This is a genomic window from Streptococcus mitis, assembly GCF_003942965.1.
Taxonomy (GTDB): Bacteria; Bacillota; Bacilli; order Lactobacillales; family Streptococcaceae; genus Streptococcus; species Streptococcus mitis_BH.
In genome coordinates, this window is the sequence record NZ_RJOG01000085.1 from 1 (window position 1) to 789 (window position 789).

A 789-nucleotide genomic window follows, 5' to 3' on the forward strand; every position below is an offset into this window, starting at 1 on the left:
ATAATGTTCTTAGGAAAGAGATAGAAACATTAATAAAAAATGTAAAAGAAGTAAGAAACGTTGGTCAATTATTATCTGAAAATATTTTATCATATGAAGATAGCTTAATTGTTGAGAAGGCAAATAATTTAATTAGTAAAATTCCTAGTTATAAAGATTTAACAGACGAAAAAATCAACGAATTAATTGACTTAGTCAAGAAAGATATTGAGGAAAATAATGATTGATTACAGATTTACAAATTTCGAAAATTATAACTACTCAGATTTAAAGCAACAAAAGGATGCATTAGGAAAAGAAATTGATGAGAAAGCAATCAGCAATATCGGACTTCATTATGATAAAATAAAACCCAAAGAATCAAAATATTATGAAAAATTTGAAGAAATTTACTACCATAAATGTGCTTATTGTGGAGTTAGCACAGCTATAAATCCAGCTCCTTTATATGAAATTGATCATTTTTTCAACGAATTACAAACAACATTTGGTTCGGATAACTTATCAGTAGATATAATTGATAATCTAATATTATCTTGTAGAAATTGTAATCAATCAAAAAAAGAGTTTGCGGTTAATGATGTTTTCAGTATTATTCATCCCGATAGTAGAGAAATTAAAGAAGTCTTTAATAGGGGAGAACATTTTGAAATAAAAATCGCACCACAATATTGTAAAAATGGAAAAATTCAAAGTTTTTATAACAAAATGAAGTTCCACTATCGTTTTAGAAAACTAGACTATCTTCTTTTAAATTTATATTTCCTAAAAGAAAAATTTCCTAAATAC

General features: G+C 25.3%; 1 protein-coding gene and 1 pseudogene. Both read left to right on the top strand.

Annotation, left to right across the window (positions count from 1 at the left end):
* A pseudogene (locus D8837_RS09425) lies at window positions 1-227 on the top strand (hypothetical protein); the annotation flags it as partial.
* Window positions 220-789: HNH endonuclease (locus tag D8837_RS09430; protein ID WP_142999014.1), on the top strand; the 570-nt coding region annotated here is incomplete at its 3' end. The pseudogene D8837_RS09425 and the gene D8837_RS09430, both read left to right, overlap by 8 nt.